Annotated in this window: 13 protein-coding genes; 3 read left to right on the top strand and 10 right to left on the bottom strand. The window is 66.2% G+C overall.

The genetic code is table 11. The annotated features are described in order from the left end of the window. Positions 1-36 precede the first annotated feature (36 nt). From GRI97_RS00755 to GRI97_RS00740, 4 genes are all read right to left on the bottom strand, one after another. Positions 37-582, bottom strand: a complete 546-nt coding sequence (locus GRI97_RS00755; RefSeq protein ID WP_202392541.1) for a Csu type fimbrial protein — start codon at positions 580-582, stop codon at positions 37-39. Positions 583-609: 27 nt separating this feature from the next. Next, positions 610-1,155 carry a Csu type fimbrial protein gene (locus GRI97_RS00750; protein ID WP_161389250.1) on the bottom strand — a complete coding sequence of 182 codons (546 nt, stop codon included), beginning with the start codon at positions 1,153-1,155 and terminating at the stop codon, positions 610-612. Between the two features lie 291 nt (positions 1,156-1,446). After that, positions 1,447-1,992 (bottom strand): cytochrome b, encoded by a 546-nt coding sequence (locus GRI97_RS00745; RefSeq protein WP_161390738.1) that lies wholly within the window; start codon positions 1,990-1,992, stop codon positions 1,447-1,449. A gap of 94 nt (positions 1,993-2,086) precedes the next feature. Further along, the gene (locus GRI97_RS00740) at positions 2,087-2,917 is read right to left on the bottom strand and encodes an alpha/beta hydrolase (RefSeq protein ID WP_161389249.1); all 831 of its coding nucleotides are present in this window, start codon (positions 2,915-2,917) and stop codon (positions 2,087-2,089) included. Positions 2,918-3,076: 159 nt separating this feature from the next. Here GRI97_RS00740 and GRI97_RS00735 point away from each other — a divergent pair, with 159 nt between their 5' ends. Then, positions 3,077-4,192 carry an ABC transporter substrate-binding protein gene (locus GRI97_RS00735; protein ID WP_202392539.1) on the top strand — a complete coding sequence of 372 codons (1,116 nt, stop codon included), beginning with the start codon at positions 3,077-3,079 and terminating at the stop codon, positions 4,190-4,192. A 104-nt stretch (positions 4,193-4,296) separates the two neighbouring features. Beyond that, positions 4,297-5,736: a YncE family protein gene (locus GRI97_RS00730; RefSeq protein WP_161389248.1), complete on the top strand. Its 1,440-nt coding sequence runs from the start codon at positions 4,297-4,299 to the stop codon at positions 5,734-5,736. Between the two features lie 94 nt (positions 5,737-5,830). Here the strand turns inward: GRI97_RS00730 and GRI97_RS00725 are convergent, their stop codons facing one another. Continuing rightward, positions 5,831-6,625 (bottom strand): ABC transporter ATP-binding protein, encoded by a 795-nt coding sequence (locus GRI97_RS00725; protein WP_161389247.1) that lies wholly within the window; start codon positions 6,623-6,625, stop codon positions 5,831-5,833. Beyond that, positions 6,625-7,743 (bottom strand): FecCD family ABC transporter permease, encoded by a 1,119-nt coding sequence (locus GRI97_RS00720; protein WP_328598468.1) that lies wholly within the window; start codon positions 7,741-7,743, stop codon positions 6,625-6,627. The genes GRI97_RS00725 and GRI97_RS00720 overlap by 1 nt, the downstream gene beginning before the upstream one ends. Before the next feature lie 172 nt (positions 7,744-7,915). Here GRI97_RS00720 and GRI97_RS00715 point away from each other — a divergent pair, with 172 nt between their 5' ends. Then, positions 7,916-9,067 (top strand): amidohydrolase, encoded by a 1,152-nt coding sequence (locus GRI97_RS00715; protein ID WP_161389246.1) that lies wholly within the window; start codon positions 7,916-7,918, stop codon positions 9,065-9,067. A gap of 522 nt (positions 9,068-9,589) precedes the next feature. On the opposite strand, the gene GRI97_RS00710 is transcribed toward GRI97_RS00715, so the two are convergent. The 4 genes from GRI97_RS00710 to GRI97_RS00695 are packed head-to-tail and all read right to left on the bottom strand — an operon-like array spanning position 9,590 to position 16,142. Next, positions 9,590-10,363, bottom strand: coding sequence for a 2,3-dihydro-2,3-dihydroxybenzoate dehydrogenase (locus GRI97_RS00710; RefSeq protein WP_161389245.1), 774 nt, complete (start codon positions 10,361-10,363; stop codon positions 9,590-9,592). After that, positions 10,360-14,259, bottom strand: coding sequence for a non-ribosomal peptide synthetase (locus tag GRI97_RS00705; protein WP_161389244.1), 3,900 nt, complete (start codon positions 14,257-14,259; stop codon positions 10,360-10,362). Before GRI97_RS00705 ends, GRI97_RS00710 begins: the two co-directional genes overlap by 4 nt. A gap of 6 nt (positions 14,260-14,265) precedes the next feature. After that, complete coding sequence (locus tag GRI97_RS00700; RefSeq protein WP_161389243.1) at positions 14,266-14,499, bottom strand: phosphopantetheine-binding protein; 234 nt, start codon at positions 14,497-14,499, stop codon at positions 14,266-14,268. After that, positions 14,496-16,142 carry a (2,3-dihydroxybenzoyl)adenylate synthase gene (locus GRI97_RS00695; protein WP_161389242.1) on the bottom strand — a complete coding sequence of 549 codons (1,647 nt, stop codon included), beginning with the start codon at positions 16,140-16,142 and terminating at the stop codon, positions 14,496-14,498. The genes GRI97_RS00700 and GRI97_RS00695 overlap by 4 nt, the downstream gene beginning before the upstream one ends. Positions 16,143-16,253 lie beyond the last annotated feature (111 nt).

The following is a 16,253-nucleotide window of genomic DNA, read 5'->3' as shown; positions in this document are numbered from 1 at the left end:
TGCTTCATTCCTGTAACGGCGGGGTGACAGCGGCGGTCACCAGGTCAGGGTGACCGTCAGCGTGTCGGTGTAGGTGCCGGGCGGCAAACCGCCCGGCAGCGTCAGCCGGCCGTAGATGGGCAGGCGCACGTCTTCGGTGTTGCTGGTGGTGATCACGATGTTCTGCTGGGCATTGACGCCGATCAGCTGGGTACAGGCCGCATCACGGCACAGCGTGTAGGGAATCCGCGCCGTCAGCGTGGCGCCCCGTTGCAGATTGCGGGTGCCGGCTCCCGAATGCGCCCCGCCATCGATCGTCATCCGCAACGTCACACCGGGCGTGCAACGCAGCCGGATCGCCTGGTTGGCGGTGGTCGTGGCGGTGTGGGTGCTGGTGGAAAAGGTGGAATCCTCTCCGAAATCCAGCGTGCCGATCCGCCCGGCATTGCCGCTGGCACCCAACCCATCGACCAGGCAGCCCGAACTCACCGTGGCGCTGACCTCGAACTCGGCCGTCGTCGCCGCCTGCGCTCCGGCCGGAACCAGTCCGGCCATCAGCAGGCCGATCAAGAACAAGACCTGGCGCACCATCACGTCCGGCATGGGCCGTCGCCGCAATGCGCCCCCGCCTCAGAGCTCGACCACCACCGTAACGACGTCGTTGTAGACACCCGGCGTCAGCCCAGCCTCTCCGAAGGCGCGGCCATAGACATTGACCGTCTGCACCGATCCGTCACCGGCCAGCACGATATCGCCGCCGACCGGGATCAGCGTGGTCCGCCCGGCATCGCTATAGAGGTTGTAGGTCACAAACTGACCGGCGGCAGTGGTATGCGCCATGGAATGCACGCCAACGCCCGCGCCTTCCCCATCGTTCTGCCCTGCGTTGAACGACAGGGTCGGGGTCACGCCATTGCTGCACTGGATGGTAAAGCCGGTGACCGCGCTGACCACCTGGGCATCGGCCTGGGTGAACAGCGTGTTGTAGGTGCCGAAATCCAGCGTCCCGAAATCGACGCCGGTCGCTCCGTCATCATAATTGGTGCCGTTGATGATGCAGCCTGCTTCCAGCGTGATCGTCGCATCGATCGTGCCGGCGATGTCCGCCTGGGCGGGCACGGCGGCAAAGATGGCGACGGGCAGAGCTGCCGCCGAAATAAACAGCTTTTTGCGCACAGTATTTACTCCTGGTACACCCCCGTTTGAGATTCATGTTTAAGAACTTATATCGTTAACAAACCCTAATTTCTGAACAGATCATCCAATACTGCAGTGCACAAAATCCGGCATTTGCAGAGATATTATCCATACAAACCAGCATGAAAATGGTTCATTGTGAAACTGTTCCATTAATGGACCAACCATGGCTTGTTCGTCAGACGCACTTGTCCACCCGCCGCATATGCGGCCGAGCATGATCTTCAGCTCATGGAAAATGGACCGGGGCAGACTCGCCCGGCGGGTGCCTCAGGCCGGAGTGCCGGCCATCCGGCTCAGCACGTCATCGCGCCACAGGAAACGGTGCAGCAGCACCATCAGCACATGGCCGGCAACCAGCGCCAGCAGCACCCAGGCCAGATTGCCGTGCAGCGCATTGCCGGGCGCGGTCATCCATTCGACTTCCTGACCATGCGGGTGCTGCAATTGCACCCCGAACAGCGTCACGCCCTTGCCCGATCCGGCCATCCGCAGCAGCGCAATGAAGGGGATCACGAACATCAGCGTATAAAGCGCATAATGCCCCAGCATCGCCGCCCGCCCGATCAGCCCGGCCTCATAGGGCGGCCGCTGCGCCTTTTGCGTGAAGGCCCAGCCCGCGCGCAGCATCAGCACCAGCAGCAACAGCGCCCCGACCGAGGCATGGGTACCCACCCAGAAGGCCATCAGCGGCACCCGGCCCAGCACCATCTTCAGGATCATCCCGCCGAACTGCCAGAACAGCAAGGCCGCCATGGTCCAGTGCAGCACGCGGCTGACCGTGCCATAGGATCTGCTGCTGTCGGTCAGGGCCATGCGCCATTCGTCCTTGCTGGAAAACTCTGCCCCCGCTTTCGCAGACCCGGCCCATAAATCCACCGCATAATCATCATGCGCCGGATGCAGAGGCTCAGTCGCGGCTGGCCAGCCTCAGCATGCGCGGGATCGCGGCGGACAGGATGGAGGCATGATCCTCCTCGGGCAGCAGCTCGAACCGCGCCCGATCTTCCCCCATCAATCCGCGCAGATATTCGCCCATCGCGCGCGCCTGTGCCACCATCTGCCGCGCCGCCCGCCGCGCGCGCACCTGATCGCTGCCGGGCGCCGCCTGCTGCCAGGGCGGCAGGTCATCTTCCCATTCGCCGATCGCGATCATCACCCGCCGGTCCTGCAGCCGCGCCGCCCCCAGCGCCGCCATCAGCCCGTCGCGATCCCACCAGATCGACGGGCTGATCGCGGCATAGGCCCGGAAACTGGCGGGATGATGCGCCAGCACCCACAGCGTGAAATACCCGGCCAGCGAATGCCCGAACAGCGTCAGCCGCGCCGCATCGACCGGTGCCAGCCCGGCCACCAGCGCCAGCACCTCCCCCTGCAGCAAGGCGAGGAAATCCCCCGCCCCGCCCACGCCCGGTTCGTCCCCGCGCGCGGAGGTAAAGTCCCGCCGGCGCAGGGCCACATCCGCGCTCTGCAGCGCAACCCCCACCACCACCGCCGGCTCCACCCCGGTCGCATCGGGCCGCCGGCTCATCCGCCGCATCGCCTCAACGCCGGTCGCGAAACAGCCCCCGGCATCAAGCAGAAAAATCACCGGCCAGCCGGCTTCGGGCGCTGTTGCGGTGGGAATCGCAATATCGATACGATAGACATCGCCAGTGATGGCCGACCGCCGAAAATGCGTCTCCGCGCCGCTCAGAATATAGGGGCCACCCTCGGGCATCGCGCCATCCGCATCATCCATTGATCGAATTCCGCTTATGCTTTCCATGAATCACTCTTGCAAATCATTATCAAATCCGTGAGAGCGTGCCGCAAGCGGGCAACCGGCAGGGGAACAGAGATTACCACTCTAGACAAAAATTCGGGTCCGGGCACCCGTCGGCGGTCCAACCTGCTGATCGTGCTGGCCATCGCCATCGTCGCCCTGCTGGGTGCGTCCTTCTATTGGCGCGGCACCCATGATGCGGCGCCCGCGGCCGATGCGGCCAGCGCAGAGCTGACCGATGTGCGCGGGCGCCCCATCACCCTGGCCGGCCCGGCCACCCGCATCGCCATCGATGACAGCCGCTATCTCGTCGCGCTCGGCCTGATCCACCCCGATCCGGTGTCGCTGCTGTCGGCCTGGCCGCAGGATGTGAACCGCCTGGGCGATGAAACCTATCAGCAGCTGCTGCGCAAATCGCCGCAGCTGGCCAATCTGCCCAAGATCGGCAGCTCCGCCGGCGCCTTCGATCTCGAATCGCTGCTCGCGGCCAAGCCCGATGTCGCCCTGCTCTCGCTCGAAAGCGGCGTGACCGAGGCTCAGATCGCCCAGGTCGAGGCCGCCGGCATTCGCGTGGTGATCGTCGACTTCTTCGTCAAGCCGTTCGAAAATCTGGAAAAAAGCCTGCGCATCCTCGGCAATCTGACCGGGCGGCAGGAACAGGCCGAAAACTTCATCGCCTTCCGCGCCGAACGGATGAAAACCATCGCCGACCGGGTCGCCTCGCTCGCCAAGGACAACCGCCCGACCGTGTTTCTGGAGGCGCATGCTGGCATCAATGCCGATTGCTGCAACTCCCCGGGCAAGGGCAATATCGGCGATTACATCAATTTCGTCGGCGGCCACAACATCGGCGCCGATGTGATCGATCAGTCCTTCGGCAAGCTGAACCTGGAATATGTGATCTCCCGCGACCCTCACGTCTATATCGCCACCGGCGGCCCGCATCTGGCCAAAGCCGGCGGGCTGGTGCTCGGCGCCGGTTATGACGAGGCGACCGCGCGCGCATCGCTGCTGAAAGTCGCCGCCCGTCGCGGCATTTCTGGCCTGACCGCCGTGCGCGAAGGCCGCGCACATGGCTTTTCGCATCAGTTGATCAATTCGCCGCTCGATATCGTCGCGATCGAGGCTTTCGCCAAATGGATCCACCCGGCCGAATTCGCCGATGTCGATCCGGCCGCCACGCTGCAAGCGATCAACAGCCGGTTCCTCTCCATCCCCTACCAGGGGGTCTATTGGGTGGACCAGCGCTGACCGCCGCCCGCTGACAGGATTTTCGCAAACGCCCGGCTCCGGGCTCCCTATCCGGATGAATCATCCGCCAATTTCGTTCGAGACATAACAGGAGGAAATACCCAATGGCATCTCTTACCCACCGGTTCCGGCGTTCGGGCCTCAGCCTGCTGATTGCCGGCTCGCTGCTGGCCGGCGCCAGCGTTGCGCACGCCCAGGCTGCCTTCACCACGCTGGACCGCAATTCCGAAGCGCGCGTCAACTTCTCCGCTGCCGAACGCGGCAAGCCGATCGAAGCCGGCTCTCAGGTCACCGTCTCTGGCGAAGGCTTCCAGCCGAACCAGAAGGTCGCGCTCTATTACGGCGCCGAAGCGCTGGCCGGCGGCGCACTGACCGCCAATGCCGAAGGCAAGATCGAAGGCAGCATCACCGTGCCGGCCAATGCCGTCTATGGCACGCACCCGATCGTCGTCGTCGCACAGGGCCCCTATTCGGCGCAGGTCGCTGAACTGAAGGTTTCGCCCACCGTTCCGCTGTCGGGCCAGTCCAACTTCACCCTGACCGAAGCCCAGGCCGCCCGTGGCCTCTATCAGTCGGCCTTCAGCGCGAAGAACAACGCTCTGTTCGTCACCTCGGCCGTCGGCCGCCCGCCGGTACGAGATTCCGAATTGCTGAAGCTGAACGCGGAAACCATGGCGATCATCGCCCGCATCTCGCCCGCGGCCGCACCGGCACGCCCCGGCCCGGCACGCCCCGGCGCCCCCACAGATACCGATACCCGCCCCGGCCTGTTCGCGGTCTATGGCGTGGGCGTGGATGACGCGCATGATACGGTGTGGGTCACCAACACCCGCCAGAACACCGTCGGCGTCTATCGCCAGTCGAACCTGGAACTGGTCAAGCAGTTCGCGCCCGAAACCGTTGGCCACCCGCGCGATGTCGTGGTGGATCAGTCGCTGAACAAGGCTTTCGTCAGCGCCACCGGTCACCCCGAAGTGGTGGTGTTCAACACTGCCAACAATGAAGTCGCCAAGACCATCACCATCCAGTCCGGCGTCCGTGGCGAAGAATTCTCCGCCGCCAGCCAGTCGCTCGATGCCACCAACCACAAGCTTTACGTCGTCAGCCTGTCGACGGCGGAAGTGGCAATCATCAACACCCAGACCGATGCGGTCGAAAAGGTGCTGCGCGTGCCCGGCGTCCGTCAGGCGATCGGCGTATCGAATGATCCGCAGACCGGCCGTATCTTCGTCGCCGCGCAGGGCAGCGACAATCTGGTCGTGCTGGATGGCAACACCGGCAATGTCATCGCCGATACGCCGATCGGCGCCGGCGCGCTGAACGTCGCTTTCGATCCGGTCAAGCGCCTGGCCTATGTCGCCAACCGCGGCGCCGGCACCATCGCGGTGACCGATGTCGACGGCAAGATCGTGGCCAACCTGGGCCCGGCGCCGATGGCCAACCACGTTTCGGTCGGCCCGAACGGCACCGTCTTCGCGGTCGACAAGTCGGCAGCGGCACGCGGTGAAGAAGGCGACACCGTCCTGCGCATCCGTCCGCGCTGATCTGTCGGATGACTGCCTGGTCCTGATGGGCCGGGCAGTTCTGACGGCACCCAACAAGAAGGGCGCCTGCAGCGATGCAGGCGCCCTTCTTGTTTCAACGGGTCAGAATATCGTCGATCGCGATCCTGAGGCCGGTCTCTTCGGGCTCCACCCGTGCCACCACGCGATAGACATGGGCCAGCACCTCGGCGGTAATCGCTTCGGCGGGCGTGCCGTCGGCCACCACCTGCCCCTGTGCCAGCACCACGATCCGGTCGGACCAGCGGGCCGCGATCGCCAGATCATGCAGCACCATGATCACCATCATCCCGCGTTCGCGCGCCAGCGCATTGACCAGCTTCATCACCCGCAGCTGATAATGCAGATCCAGCGCGCTGATCGGTTCATCCAGCAACAGCACGCGCGGTGATCGCACCAGCGCCTGCGCCAGCGATGCCAGCTGCCGCTGCCCGCCGGAAAGCTGGTCCAGCGCGGTCATCGCCAGCTGCGGGATGCCCACGCGCGCGATCACATCCAGCGCGGTTTCCAGCAATTGCTGTTCGGACAGGGAATCCCCATCGATCGGCGACGCCCTGAGCGCACCAATCACCCCCTCCAGCACGGTCAGCGCCACCTTTTGCGGCAGGCTCTGGGGCATATAGGTCACCAGCCGGGCGCGGTCGGCCAGCGCCATATGCGTCAGCTCGCGCGTGCCCAGAAGCTGGGAACCGGTGGTCGGGTGCAGCCCGGCGATCGATCGCAGCAGCGTGGTCTTGCCCGCCGCATTGGGCCCGATCAGCGATATCACCTGTCCCGGCTGCATCGGCGCCAGCGACAGATCGGCGATGATCTGGCGCCGGGCATAGGCTGCGCCCAGGCCAGTAATGGTCAGCTCGTCAGTATAGCTCATCAGGCGCGGTCCGGGCGGCGGAGGATCAGGGCCAGGAACACCGGCACCCCGATCATCGATGTGACGATGCCCACCGGCAGCAACACGCCGGGCACCATGATCTTGCTGGCGACCGAGGCCAGCGACATGATCACCGCCCCGGTCAGCATCGATGCCGGCAGCAGGAAACGGTGATCTTCGCCCAGCAGCATCCGCGCGATATGCGGCCCCACCAGCCCGATGAAGCCGATCGTGCCGACGAAAGCGACCGATGTCGCCGCCAGCGCGCTGATCCGCAGCAGGGAGGCGAAGCGCAGCTTCTGCACATCGATGCCAAAACTGCGCGCGCGATCCTCACCCAGCCGCAGCGCGGTCATCGCATTGGCCGCGCGCATGGAAAACGGCAGTACCACCAGCACCACCAGCCCCAGCACCGCCAGATTGGTCCAGGTCGCCCGGCCCAGCGATCCCATGCTCCAGAACACCAGCTGGGACAGCGCTTCCTGCGATGCGACGAACTGGATCAGCGCCACCAGCGCATTGAAGGTAAACACCAGCGCAATGCCGAACAGCACCACCCCTTCCACCCCGGCGGCACGGCTGCGCGCCAGGGCTTCGAGCAACAGGACGGAGGCAAAGGCGCAGATGAAGGCATTGATCGGCACCATCCAGTCGCCCGGCACGAAGGGCAGGCTGAGCCCGAGCACAATCGCCAGTGCTGCGCCGAACGATGCCGCGGAGGACACACCCAGGGTGAAGGGGCTGGCCAGCGGATTGTTCAGGATGGTCTGCATCTCCGCACCTGCCAGCGACAGCGACACGCCCACCAATATCGCCATCAGCGCATAGGGCAGGCGGACGTCGCGGATGATCGTCACCTCCGGCGGGGTCAGGCTGCCCGGATCGAACAGCCCGGACCAGACATCGCGCAGCGCTAGGGGTGAAGGACCGGTCGAGATATCGAGTGCAAAGGCCGCGATCCCCACCACCAGCATCACCAGCAGGATCAGCACCCGGCGCCGGATCGTCCGGCGATAGGCAGCGGCCATATCCCGATGATCGGGCACCGTAGCGGGAGCGGGAGTGTGCAGCGCGTCTTCCTTCACGACAGCCAGCGGGCGGATCTTCGCAGGTTCCACGTGGAACCACCCCGGATATGCCCGGCGCTGTAGCAAATTGATAATCACTGGCAACTGTCGCCCCGCCCTGTTCGGCGCCACACGCCACCACAGGTGAATTTTCCGCCCAAGCCGGGTTGTGATTTTGCCCGCCCCATGTTTGGAGCCGGTCAGCACAAGGAACAATGATCGCGTGAACATCCTACCGCAGCTGCAAGCCATCGCCCCGGACATGACCGCATGGCGCCGCGATATCCATCGCCATCCCGAACTTTCGTTCGAGGAAAACCGCACGGCCGCGCTGGTGGCGGATCGGCTGCGCGAATGGGGTCTGAACCCGGAAACCGGGATTGGCGGCACCGGCGTGGTCGCGGTGATCGAAGGCGCGGCCCCTGGCCCCTCCATTGCCCTGCGCGCCGATATGGATGCCCTGCCGATGAGCGATGAGGGCGGGCGCGACTGGCATTCCCTGACCAGCGGCGTGGCCCATGCCTGCGGCCATGACGGCCATACCGCCGCGCTGCTGGGCGTTGCGCGCCATCTGGCCGCCAACCCGCCCGCCAGCGGGCGCGTGGTGCTGATCTTCCAGCCGGCCGAGGAAAACGGCCTGGGCGCCCGCGCGATGATCGCCGACGGGCTGCTCGAACGCTTCGCCTTCGATGAGGTGTACGCTTTTCACAACATGCCATTGCTCGCACCCGGCACCGCCGGGGTGCGCACCGGCTCCACCCTCAACGGCTATATCGTGTGGGAGGTGGAGATCGACGGCGTGGGCGGCCATGGCGCGGCCTTCTTCAAGGCCACCGATCCGGTGCAGGCCGCCGCGCGGCTGGCGACCGAAATCTCCTCCATCGTCGGGCGCTATGTCGATCCGGCGGAATCGGGCCTGATCACCGTGTGTTCGCTGCAAGCGGGCACCTCGCACAATATCATCCCTGCCTCCGCCAAACTCAGCGGCACGCTGCGCGCGCTCAATCCGCAGGTGCAGGCGCTGCTGTTCGACCGGCTGCGCGCCGCCTGCGACGGCATCGCCACGCTGACCGGCTGCACCATCCGCTGCAATGTGCTGGCAGAAGTACCACCCTGCGTGAACGCCCCCGAAGGCGCCGACCGCGCAGCAGCGGCCTGCGCCGCGGTGCTGGGCGCCGATGCCGTGATCCGCGATCACGCCCCCTTCCCCTTCACCGATGATTTCGCGCTGTTCCTGCAATCGGCCCCCGGCGCCTATCTGTTCCTGGGGCAGGACAGCGCCATGTGCCACAACCCGGCCTATGATTTCGACGATGCGCTGCTGCCCGTGGCGGCCAGCATCTTCGTGACCCTGGTCGGCCAGCGGCTGGGGTAAGACGGGCGGTGTGCGTGCTGCCACAGCATCCCACCAGCCCAGCCCCAATCACCACCCCCGCTCATGCTGAGCTCGTCGAAGGCCACGCGCTGCCGGTCGCGCCCAGGTCGGGTGTCGTGGCTATGCTTCGACAAGCTCAGCATGAGCGGATGTTGTGCGGAAGTATGTGAACCGCTGCGCCACCCAACCAGCCCAGCTTCAATCACCCCACCCCGCTCAGCCTGAGCCCGTCGAAGGCCACGCGCAGCCGGTCGCGCCCGGGTCGGGCGCCGTGGCTATGCTTCGACAAGCTCAGCATGAGCGGTGTTGTACCGAGGTGCCTGAATTGCCGTGGCACCCCGCCAGCCCTGCCCCAATCACCTAACCCCGCTCAGCCTGAGCCCGTCGAAGGCCACGCGCAGCCGGTCGCGCCCAAGTCGGCGCCGTGTCTATGCTTCGACAAGCTCAGCATGAGCGGGTGTTGTGTGGAAGTATGTGAATTGCTGCTGCACCCCATCAGGCCAGCCCCAATCACCCGCCCCCTCAACCGCGCAGCGTAGCCCCACCATCGACATACAAGTCGGCCATGGTGATATGGCCGGCCCGGTCGGACAGCAGGAACAGCACCGACTGGGCGATATCCTCGGGCGTCGCCAGCTTGCCCAGCGGAATGCCTGATTTGAAGATATCGGGCTGGCCCGCGATCACCCGAGCGGCGCCCTGATCATCGGCCCACATGCCGGTCTGCATCGGGGTCAGAGTGGATCCGGGCGCCACCACATTGCAGCGGATGCCATGCGGGGCCAGTTCCAGCCCCAGGCAGCGGGCGAACATCGTCATGGCCGCCTTGGATGCGGCATAGGCGGCCATCGCATGGCGCGGAATGCCCGCTGCATTGGAACTGACGAACACGATGCTGCCCCGCCCGCGCGGCTGCATCTGCCGGCCCAGCGCGCGGCCCAGATGAAACGCACCATGGGTGTTCACATCGAACACGCGGCGCCATTCGGCATCGCTGGTTTCCAGCACGATGCTGGTGGCCAGAATGCCCGCCACGCTGGCACCCATGTCGATCGCCTGCCAGGCGTCGGCCACCGCCTCCACGGCGCGGTCCACTGCGGCGCTGTCGGCCACATCCAGCGGCTTGCGCCACAACCGATCGCCCCGGTCCTCCGGCGTGTGCAGATCGGTCGCCACCACCCGCGCGCCTTCATCCAGCAGCAGGCGGACCAGCGCCTGGCCGATCCCGCCATCCGCGCCGGTGACGAACACCACGCGATCCTCAAACCCGCCCAGGCGCGTTTCAGAGCTGGTCATGCCGGCACCTGTTCGCAGGCGGCCATGCGTTCGACCAGCGCCGGGGCGATCAGCGCGCTGGCATCCGCCCCGGTCAGCTGCGGATGCAGAAACGGCACGGTCAGGCTGTCCAGCGTGCCCAGCACCTGCCACAATTGCGGCGTCAGCTGCGGGCGCGCCTGATGGTCCAGCCCGGCGCGCACATGGGTCAGCACCCCGCCATAGCGGCGGTGATGATGCCCCCGGATCAGCCGATTGGTATCCAGCACCACGCGGATCACCCCATCCAGCGCGCGCGGCGGCAGATTGCCCAGCGCGCTGTCGCCCGCGCGCAGGAAATCCAGGATATCCTTGCGCGTCTGCAGATGCGGGTATTTCTCCGGGTCATAACCGGCAATCGCCAGCAGCGCGCGCAGCGCCTGGCTGGTGGTCGGTTCGGGTTCGGCCCGCCAGCAATCGGCCGGATAGCTGTCCAGCATGGCCACCAGCCCGACCTGCCGCCCGGCGGCTTCCAGTTCCACGGCAATCGCCTGGGCGATGATGCCGCCGACCGACCAGCCGGCCACATGGCACGGGCCCTGCGGCCAGGCCTGCATGATCCGCCGGGCATAATCCGCCGCCAGCGCATCGATCGATTCCGGGGCCGGGGCATCGGGGTCGAGCGCAGGGGATTGCAGCGCATAGACCGTGCGCCCGGCCGCGCCCGCGCGGGAAACCGCCTGCGCCAGCGTGCGATAGCCCCAGCCCAGCCCGCCGGCCGGATGGATCAGGAACAGCGGCGCCACATCCGCCGCCCCGCGCACCAGCGTGATCAACGGGCCCAGCCCCTCATCCCCGCCGTCGTCACCGTTCCCGGTATCGATCTGGGCCGCCAGCCCGCGCACATCGGGATATTCGAACAAGGCGGCCAGGCCCGGATCATGGCCCCATTCTTCGCGCACCCGCGCCAGCAATTGCACGGCGGACAGCGAATCGCCGCCCAGGCCGAAGAAATCATCGCTGGCGCTGATCGCCCCTTCGCGCTCCAGCACCTCGGCAAAGATCGCCGCCAGCCGGGCCTCGGTCCCCTCCGCCGGGGCTTCGCCGCCGCTGCTGGCGAACACCGGTTCGGGCAGGGCCTTGCGATCCAGCTTGCCATTGGCGGTCACGGGCATGGCATCCAGCTCCACCAGGGCGTTGGGCACCATGTAATCGGGCAGCCGCCGGGCCAGCGCCGCACGCAGCGCCTCCGCCGTGTAATCCGCCGTCGGCACCACATAAGCGACCAGCCGGCCATCCTTCGCCAGCACGATATTGGCAGTGGCGAGGCCCGAGGCGCCGATGGCGGCCTCGATTTCCCCCAGTTCGATCCGCAAGCCGCGAATCTTCACCTGGTGATCGGCCCGCCCCAGATAGACCACTGCGCCATCGGGCCGCCGCCGCGCCAGATCGCCCGCCAGATACAGCCGTTCACCGGGATGGAACGGATCGGCGATAAACCGTTCTGCGGTCAGATCCGGCCGCCCGAGATAACCCCGCGCCAGCTGCACCCCGCCGAGATAGAGATGGCCTGCCATGCCCAGCGGCACCGGGCGCCGCTGATCATCGAGCAGCACCAGCCGCGTGTTCCACACCGCATGGCCGATCGGCACCGGGCGCGATGGGTCATCCGCGCTCGCCGGCCAGTAACTGACATCGACCGCGGCTTCGGTGGGGCCATAGAGATTGTGCAATTCGCCGGTCACCCGACCATGGAACCGGTCGCGCAGATCGGCCGGCAGCTCTTCGCCGCTGCAGAACACCCGCGCCACGGCGATCCCATCGGATTCGCGCGCATCGAGGAAGGCCCCGAGCATGGAAGGCACGAAATGCAGCGTGGTGATTGCTTCACGCCGGATCAGCGCGGCAATCGCCGCCGGATCGCGATGGGCATCGGGCGGCGCCACCACCAGCGTGCCGCCGGTGACGAAGGACAGGAAGAATTCCCACACCGACACGTCGAAGGTCGCCGGGGTTTTCTGCAGAATGCGGTCCTGTGGGCCGAAACCGTAATGTTCGCCCATCCACAGCAGCCGGTTGACGATCGCCCGATGGGTGACGAGCACCCCCTTGGGCGTACCGGTCGAACCGCTGGTGTAGATGACATAGGCGGCATCATCCGGCGCCGGATATTTCGCCAGGGCTGCTGGCGCGGTCGAGGGCCAGTCGGCGGGTTGCAGCAGGCGCGTGCCATAGAGCCCATGCGGATCGTCCTGCGCCAGCACCACGGCGGGGGCTGCGCTGTCGAGAATGGTGGCGATCCGTTCTGCCGGATGGTCCAGATCGAGCGGCAGATAGGCGCCGCCCGCGCGCAGCACCGCCACCAGCGCGATCACCAGTTCGAAGGATCGCGGCAAGGCGACGGCAACGATCACCTCTGCCCCCACGCCCCGCGCGCGCAAGGCGGCGGCGAGCGCGGCGGTGCGCCGGTCCAGCTCGGCATAGTCGATCTCCGCGCCGCCGAAGCGCAGCGCCGGGGCATCGGGCGTGGCCGCCATGCCGCGCGCGATCAGTTCGGTAAGCGAGCCCTCCGGCACCGGATGGGCGGTGGCATTGTATGCCTCCAGCTCATGCAGGGCTTCCTCCGGCGTGGCGGTGGACACATCCACCAGCCGCTCGGCCTGCGCCGCCGCTTCGATGAACACAGCCAGCCGCCGGCCATGCGCAGCCACCTCGGCGGCGCTGTAGAGATCGGGATTGGCATCCACCTCGATCGACAGCTCGCGCGTGCCGTCACCCCGGAAGGTGAAGTTGATATCTTCCACCGGGCCGGTGCCGGTGACATGCAGCGCCACCTCCAGCCCGGCCATCCGGGGCGGGCGGTCATAGGGCTGCACATTGATCAGCGGGCCATGCAAGCGGCGGTTGCCGCCCAGCAGCCCCAAATCGCGCCGCAGATATTCGCTGCGATAGCGGCCATGCTTGCGCGCCTCCCCCGTGTCGCGGGCGACGGCGGACAGATAATCACCCAGCGGCGCGCCCTCGTCCGGGCTCACCCGCAGCGGCAGCACATTCATCACCATCGCCACGGCCCGCGCGGTGGCGGCGGACATGCGGCCCATGGACGGCACGCCCACGGTGATGCCCGGCGTGCCGGTAAACCGCCGGCAATAGGCAGCGACCAGCGCGGTCAGCACATCGGGCCAGTTCAGCCCGGCATCCTTGGCCCGCGCCAGCAGCGCTTCCCGCGCGGATGGCGGCAAAGCCGCCTCGAACCGGCGGAAGGTATAGGCCGATTGCGCCTTGCCCGGCGCCATGCCGATCACCTCATCCATGCCGGCCATGGCCTGGCGCCACCAGGCCGCATCATCGGCCCGCGCATCGGATTGCCGATAGGCGGCATCGTCGGCCCACACGCCGGAGAGCCCTGCCAGAGCCCTGCCACCTGAAATTGGCCCGCCTGTTTCCTTGCCGGCCAGAAACAGACCGTAGAGTTCCGCGATCCGCCCGGTCAGCAGCACCATGCCGTAACCATCGATCGCGAAATGATGCACGAGCTGGGCCCAGAAATGCCGCTCGGGCGCCAGGCGAAAGAGGATCTGCCGCGCCATCGGCCCGGTTTCGGGCACCACGGCAATATTCATCTCATGCCGGATCGCGGCGCGCGCGGCCGCTTCGGGATCGGGCTCCCCGCTCAGATCCACTAGCTGCAATTGCGGGCGCAGCGCCGGATCGATCAGCTGGCGCGGGCCGTCGGGCCCATCGATGAAGCGCAGCGACAGCGATTCCGCCTCCACCCCCGCCTGGGCCACGGCGGCGCTGAGCGCCTGCGTGTCCAGCGGCCCGCGCAGATCGAGATACTGCCCGGTGTTGAAGATCGGATTGGCACGATCCAGCCGCTGCGCATACCACAGCCCCGATTGTGCTTCGGTCAGCGGAACCGCGCGCGCCTCATCCACGGCTGATCAGCCCTGACGTTCGCTGAGCAGCGCCCACAGCCCGGCCACGGTCGGCGCTTCGGCCAGATCGGCGAAATCGAGCGGCACGCCATCTTCGTCCCACTGCATCGCCAAATTCATCGCGCGCATCGAATCGAGGCCCAGATCCATCAAATTCTCGTCATCGCCGAAGCTTTCGGGCGCATCTTCCAGCAGCGCGGCGATATCGGCGCGCAGTTTCTCAAGCGTCATGGTGCTCATCGGGCATTTTCCTGTTCCAGCAGGCGCGCCCGCAATGTGGCGCGCAATTCCTTGCGGCTGATCTTGCCGACCGCCGTGGTGACGAATTCATCGACGAACACGATCTGGTCGGGAATCTTGAACACGGCGATATCGCGCGTGCGCATCCAGGCCTTGATCGCGGATGGCTTGGGCGCCTCCCCCTCGGCAATGATGAAGGCGCAGCTGCGCTCACCCAGGAAATTGTCGGGCACCGACACCACCGCCGCATCGAAGATCTGCGGATGGGCCAGCAAATGATCCTCGATCTCTTCGGCGGAAATCTTCTCGCCGGCGCGGTTGATGTGATCGGTCGATCGGCCCTGCACCACCAGATATCCGCCGGGCAGGCGCTTCACCACATCGCCCGTGCGATAGAACCCGTCATCGGTGAAGGATCGGCCATTGGCGGCCGGATCGTCATGATATCCGCGGATTGTATAGGGACCGCGCGTCAGCAGATTGCCCGCCTCCCCCTCCGGCACGGGGTTCCCCTGATCATCCAGGATCAGCACCTCGTCATCGGGGCAGATCGCCCGCCCCTGCGTATCGGTGATGATGTCTTCGGGATCGTCGAGCCGGGTGTAATTCACCAGCCCTTCGGCCATGCCGAACACCTGCTGCAGCGTGCAGCCCAGCACCGGGCGCACCCGCTTGGCCGATTCGGGCATGAACTTGGCCCCGCCGACCTGCAGCACCTGCAGGCTGGACAGATCATGGCTGGTCTTGGGCGCGGCCTGCAGCCACAGCAGCGCCAGCGGCGGCACCAACCCAGTGATGGTCACGCCTTCGCGCGCGATCAGCGGAAAGGCGACATCGGCCGTGGGGGACGGCGCCAGCACCACCCGCGCCCCGGCGCAGATCGCACCGAACACGCCCGGCGAACTCATCGGAAAATTATGCGCCACCGGCAGCGCCGCCAGATAGACGCTGTCGGGCGTGATTCCGCAGATCGTGTTGCTGGCGCGAATGGAATAAAGGTAATCATTGTGGGTGCGCGGGATCAGCTTGGACAGGCCGGTACTGCCGCCCGAAATCTGCACCAGCGCCACATCGGAAGGATCGGCATCCTCTTCCGGCAATTGCGCCGGATCGGCGGCAAAGCTGTCGAAGGCAGTATGATCGCCCGCATCGCCGACCACCACCACATGGGCAATCGCCGGCACCTCTGCCTGTACGCTGGCGGCCAGCGGACGATAGTCGAAACCATCATGCCTTTCGGCAATGACATAGGCTGAGGCTTCCGATTTGCGGGCAAAATGGACGATTTCGGTCAGCCGGTGGGCCGGCAGGGTGAAGATCGGGATCAGCCGGGCACGGAACAGCCCGAACACCACGGACAGGAATTCGGGAATATTGGGCAATTGCACCAGCACCCGGTCCCCCGGCTGCAGGCCCAACGCCAGGAAACCGGCCGCCGCCACATCGGCGCGCTGCGCCAGCTCGGCATAGGTCCAGCGCTGATCGCCCCCGACCACCGCCACCGCATCGCCGCGCGTTGTGGCCAGCCCGGTCAGCACCTGGCGGAATGTGTCATCCTGCCAATATCCGGCCGCACGATAGCGCGCGGCAAATTCCGGTGGCCACACCTGCGCCAGCGGCGTCTTCTGATTCTCGCTATCCATCACCAAACCCATATTCCGTTCCGACACCGGTCCATAAGGGCCGGTGGTTTCCCCCTGCCCGCACATCGCTCTATTGCAACCGGATCGAAATTTCTGCGAATGCCTTGCAAT

The organism is Croceibacterium xixiisoli (assembly GCF_009827305.1).
Taxonomy (GTDB): Bacteria; Pseudomonadota; Alphaproteobacteria; order Sphingomonadales; family Sphingomonadaceae; genus Croceibacterium_C; species Croceibacterium_C xixiisoli.
This window is presented reverse-complemented; position numbering and strand designations above follow the sequence as displayed.

What these genes read in the sequence shown, in the direction of transcription:
- GRI97_RS00745 (WP_161390738.1), bottom strand. Translation starts at nt 1,992, where the DNA reads ATGGCCCTGACCGACAGCAGCAGATCCTATGGCACGGTCAGCCGCGTG.
- GRI97_RS00725 (WP_161389247.1), bottom strand. Translation starts at nt 6,625, where the DNA reads ATGAGCTATACTGACGAGCTGACCATTACTGGCCTGGGCGCAGCCTAT.
- GRI97_RS00710 (WP_161389245.1), bottom strand. Translation starts at nt 10,363, where the DNA reads ATGACCAGCTCTGAAACGCGCCTGGGCGGGTTTGAGGATCGCGTGGTG.
- GRI97_RS00740 (WP_161389249.1), bottom strand. Translation starts at nt 2,917, where the DNA reads ATGGATGATGCGGATGGCGCGATGCCCGAGGGTGGCCCCTATATTCTG.
- GRI97_RS00700 (WP_161389243.1), bottom strand. Translation starts at nt 14,499, where the DNA reads ATGAGCACCATGACGCTTGAGAAACTGCGCGCCGATATCGCCGCGCTG.
- GRI97_RS00730 (WP_161389248.1), top strand. Translation starts at nt 4,297, where the DNA reads ATGGCATCTCTTACCCACCGGTTCCGGCGTTCGGGCCTCAGCCTGCTG.
- GRI97_RS00755 (WP_202392541.1), bottom strand. Translation starts at nt 582, where the DNA reads ATGCCGGACGTGATGGTGCGCCAGGTCTTGTTCTTGATCGGCCTGCTG.
- GRI97_RS00695 (WP_161389242.1), bottom strand. Translation starts at nt 16,142, where the DNA reads ATGGATAGCGAGAATCAGAAGACGCCGCTGGCGCAGGTGTGGCCACCG.